The sequence below is a fragment of the Spiroplasma endosymbiont of Megaselia nigra genome (assembly GCF_003987485.1).
Classification (GTDB): Bacteria; Bacillota_I; Bacilli_A; order Mycoplasmatales; family Mycoplasmataceae; genus Spiroplasma.
In genome coordinates this window covers 1-4,082 of the sequence record NZ_RCOO01000099.1, presented here as the reverse complement: position 1 = coordinate 4,082, position 4,082 = coordinate 1, and the positions used below count along the sequence as shown (strand labels likewise).

At 21.7% G+C, this 4,082-nt stretch carries 5 protein-coding genes and 1 pseudogene; 3 read left to right on the top strand and 3 right to left on the bottom strand.

Annotated features, from left to right (window positions below; translation table 4 throughout):
* A pseudogene (locus D9R21_RS04695) lies at positions 1–286 on the bottom strand (hypothetical protein); the annotation flags it as partial.
* Between the two features lie 97 nt (positions 287–383).
* Positions 384–1,394: a hypothetical protein gene (locus tag D9R21_RS04690; RefSeq protein ID WP_126821299.1), complete on the bottom strand. Its 1,011-nt coding sequence runs from the start codon at positions 1,392–1,394 to the stop codon at positions 384–386.
* A 512-nt stretch (positions 1,395–1,906) separates the two neighbouring features.
* On the opposite strand from D9R21_RS04690, the gene D9R21_RS04685 reads away from it, so the two are divergent.
* From D9R21_RS04685 to D9R21_RS08550, 3 genes are read left to right on the top strand one after another with little or no spacing between them, the layout of a single operon-like run.
* The gene (locus D9R21_RS04685) at positions 1,907–2,140 is read left to right on the top strand and encodes a hypothetical protein (protein ID WP_126821298.1); all 234 of its coding nucleotides are present in this window, start codon (positions 1,907–1,909) and stop codon (positions 2,138–2,140) included.
* Positions 2,127–2,906 carry a ParA family protein gene (locus tag D9R21_RS04680; RefSeq protein ID WP_158613896.1) on the top strand — a complete coding sequence of 260 codons (780 nt, stop codon included), beginning with the start codon at positions 2,127–2,129 and terminating at the stop codon, positions 2,904–2,906. The genes D9R21_RS04685 and D9R21_RS04680 overlap by 14 nt, the downstream gene beginning before the upstream one ends.
* 24 nt (positions 2,907–2,930) lie before the next feature.
* Entirely contained in the window at positions 2,931–3,053 is a 123-nt protein-coding gene (locus D9R21_RS08550; protein ID WP_255416621.1) for a hypothetical protein, read from the top strand.
* A 38-nt stretch (positions 3,054–3,091) separates the two neighbouring features.
* On the opposite strand, the gene D9R21_RS07170 is transcribed toward D9R21_RS08550, so the two are convergent.
* Positions 3,092–4,082 (bottom strand): hypothetical protein (locus D9R21_RS07170; RefSeq protein ID WP_158613895.1); only part of this gene is annotated, 991 nt, incomplete at its 5' end.

Genomic DNA, 4,082 nt, shown 5'->3' with positions numbered 1-4,082 from the left:
CTATTTTTTTTGTATTATTAAAATTATAATTAAAATTAATTATTCTTCAATTATTTTTTTCTTCCCCTCGTCATACAACATAATATCATTTATTATCAACATTATTAAATGGTTTTTCTGGTGGTGCTATTCATTCTAAAATACCATCATTTGTATTTATGTTATGTTTTTCTTTTAATTCTTTCAATTGTTTTTCATTGTATTTTAATGTATTACAAGAAAATAAACTTGTTGTACTTGTTCCAATTAAAGTTATTGTTCAAAAAATACTTAATATATTTTTCACTTTTAAATACCTTTTTTTATAATTTATTAATTTAATTAAAAATGGAAATAAATTATTAATTTCCATTTATTTTAATAAATTTTTAAAATGTTTATATTTATGTATTTGCTATTGAACATCCAGCTGAAATTATTCCAAAAGCTGCAGAAGTTATTGAACCAAAAACAGGAATAACAGAAGTTCCAGCAGACAATAATGATGTTAAATTACCACACATTGTTAATAAATTAGAAGAATTATTTAATAGATTATAAATTTTTATTTTTAAATTATCAATTTTTTGTTCTAAACTTGAAAATTGAATTTTTAATTGTTCTATACTTTCTCTATTTTTTATAATATTAATTTTATCTTTAAAATTATCAATTTTAACTAATAATTCATGTTTTTTATTATCTATTCATGATTTCTTTTCATTTTCTGATTTTGATGTAAAATTTTTTTTAAAATCAAAATCCATATTATTTTTTCAATCATTAAAAAGTTGTTTTCAACTTATAAGTGAATCATCTTGTTCTAACATAGATTCAAATGGTCAATATTCATATAACTTATTATTATCACTTAAAAGATAAATTTTATCATTTAAAATTATGCCATTTTCCATAATCATATTATCATTTGTAATTTTTTGTTCTGTATTATTATTCTTATCTTTTTCATAAAGATCTGATGATTTTATAAAATATTCTTTATTATTTAATTTTATTATATTTTTATTATTTTTAATTACATTACTTCAATTAACAAAATTTAGATATTCGTAAACTTTGTGGTTTAATTCTGCCCTAACTACAGTTTTTCTTTGTTGATCATACTCATATATTCACCCACTATTTTGATACCTAAAATATAATCTATTACCCCACGTAAACATATCTTGGGCTCTTAAAGTTTCTCCATTTAGAGCGGGGCCATAATATAAAACTTTTAAAATACCATTAAATTTGATATTTTTTATTTCATTTATTAAATTATTAATTTTACTAATATCTCTTTTATTTCTATTTAAATTTTCTTCTTTTTGATAAGGACTAGCAGCAATTGTTGTTGGTACAGCAGCCCCAATAATTGTTAAGACACTTAATAAACTTAAAAGTTTTTTCATTTATATATTTCCTTTCTTATCTTGAAACTTTTTATCAAGATCCATTGATATTATATATAGATATATATGCAAGTCAAGCATTTTAATATTTTTATTTAGAAAGGAAATGAATTATAATGATTATTATTCTGATTATATTGTACTAAATCTGGGCTCGCAGAAATTTTTATATTTTACAAACTTGTAAGTCATTTTATCATAAAAATTTAAGAAAATCAACCGCTCGCCCAAAACATATTTATTTTAATTAAAACCCTATAAAATAAGGTTTTTTGTTGCCTGTTATTAAATTGTCGTCTGTAACGCATTGAGTGTTATTTTCACGGGGAAATGGTAATATTTAAGTATATTTAATCCCATTTATTTTTATATTTTATATTATATAATTAATATAATTTATTATATTAATTATATAATATAAAATATACTTGAAAATGTAATGCTTTTGGGTATTATATAATTAATATAATAAATTATATTAATTATATAATAAATTAGAAAGGAATAAAATTATGCCAGTAATTAAGAAAAAAAGTACATTAGAAATGATTGATAATTCTGTATCTTTTAAAAATAAAGTAAAAGAAAATAAAAAAGTTTTATTGCCTAATACAACCTGTGATTTTTATTTAGTAGAAACTTTTAAAAAAGAAGCACAAACAAGAAAATGGAAAATGTCCACTTTAATGAATGAAATTCTTAAAGAGCGTTATGGAAAGGAAAACAAGCAATATGAAAATGATTAGTTTTAGTAATAAAAAGGGTGGGGTCGGCAAAACGACCCTTTGCAAAAATGTTGCATATAAATTCGCTTTGGAAAATAAAAAAGTTTTATTAATTGATTTAGATACACAAGCAACTATCTCTTTTGCTGTTAGTAATAAAAACATAGATTTTAATAAAACCTTAAATAAAGTTATTTTAGATTTAGAAGAGATAAAAGTTAAAAAAGTAATTCAACCAACAAAATATAAAAATATTGATATTATTGTTGGTGGTGAAAAACTACGAAATATAAATTTGTTAATTAAAGAATTATATAATGATTATCAAAACAAAAAAGAAAATATAGCTGAAAATATTTACATAAAAAACCAAGAAATTTTTGATAGTTATCATTATGTGTTGATTGACTATCCACCAACAGTAGATGATTTTTCGCTAGATTGGTTATTAATTAGTGATTTAATTTTAATTCCAATAAATGAGGGCATAAGTAGCTTTAAAGGAATATTAGACTTAATTAATAGTTTAAAATATATAGCAAATAAAACTGAACGAAATATACCAAAACATAATATTATTTTCAATAATATAAAAGATAATGAAAATTTAGAAATAATAGAAAGTTATTTAAAAGAAAAAAATATTTTTAATTGTTGTTTTCCTTTCCGAATTAAAAGTTCTAAATCTTTTTTATCTGCTGAAAATGAATTAGCTAGTATATGGGATAATCAATATTATTGGCGACAAAAACAAGCATACGAAGAACTAATTCAAGAAATAAAATAAATATAAAAAGGAGAATAAAATATTATGCATAAATTAATAAGTTTAGATGAAGATTTAAGTAAATGTGAAAATTGTAGTTTTATCATTCAAAAAATAGATGATAAGTGAATTACTATTAAAGAAAGCGATAGAAAATGTGGTAAATAATTTAATACTAAAAAATTAAACTGCCTAAAATCGTTTTTTTATATTCCCATTTTAAAACGATACGGATAAGAACCATAAAATAATGCATCATATGGGTCGTGGTACATTTTACTATCGGGTGTGTTTGTTTTGGTATCACTAAATCTTAGTTCACTTATACACTTATCTAAAAATGGAAAGTTATCTAAAATACCATATATTTTGCCTTGAACAAACATTTTTCTTATTCATGTTACACGATTTATTATGCCTGCTTCTTTATTTAGTGATGTTTGATGTTTTTTGGCTTTAAACATTTTAATTTTATAACCCAAATAAGGATAAATATCTTCTTGCAATTTTTGCATAAAGTCGTGGGCATTAATATCATAATGAAATGTAGCATATTCAAAACCATCAAATTTATCAAATATATTAATTATTCATTGTCCGTAATATTCAACTATTTCATTTAAATTCATTGCGTTTTTTGGGGTAACAACATTTTCTTCAATTAAATATTTATCATATTCGTTGTTTTCATTAATTTTATATCCACTAAATAAAAACACCGTATGATCAGCACTACCATTAGCATAATCAACACCAATGGAATAACTATCAAATTGATACTGTTTTGTATTGGAATTATAAAAATCTTGTAAATTATACTCTTGCATATATTTACGATAATTTCGTAAAACATAAATACTGGGGTCATTATCGTTATATTCAAATCCGTAGTATTCAAGTTCAAATAAATCAGGTCGTTCTTCTTTATTTGTTAAAACAAGTTTTTTGGTAATATCAGGTATTTTATTTCAAACAGCACCCATTGTTAATCGTAAATTAAAAATACCTAAACCATTAAATGCTTGTTTGTTTTCTGAATATACTTGATTGTGTTCTTTTAAAATAGTTTTAATTCTTTCATTTAAAGGTAAATATGGCGTTACAAATTTTTCATAAAAGACATGGTATTTATCAAAAGGATTAAAAGTAAATTGATTAGAATATGTTTTATGAAAATATGTTGTTACGTTTATGTAT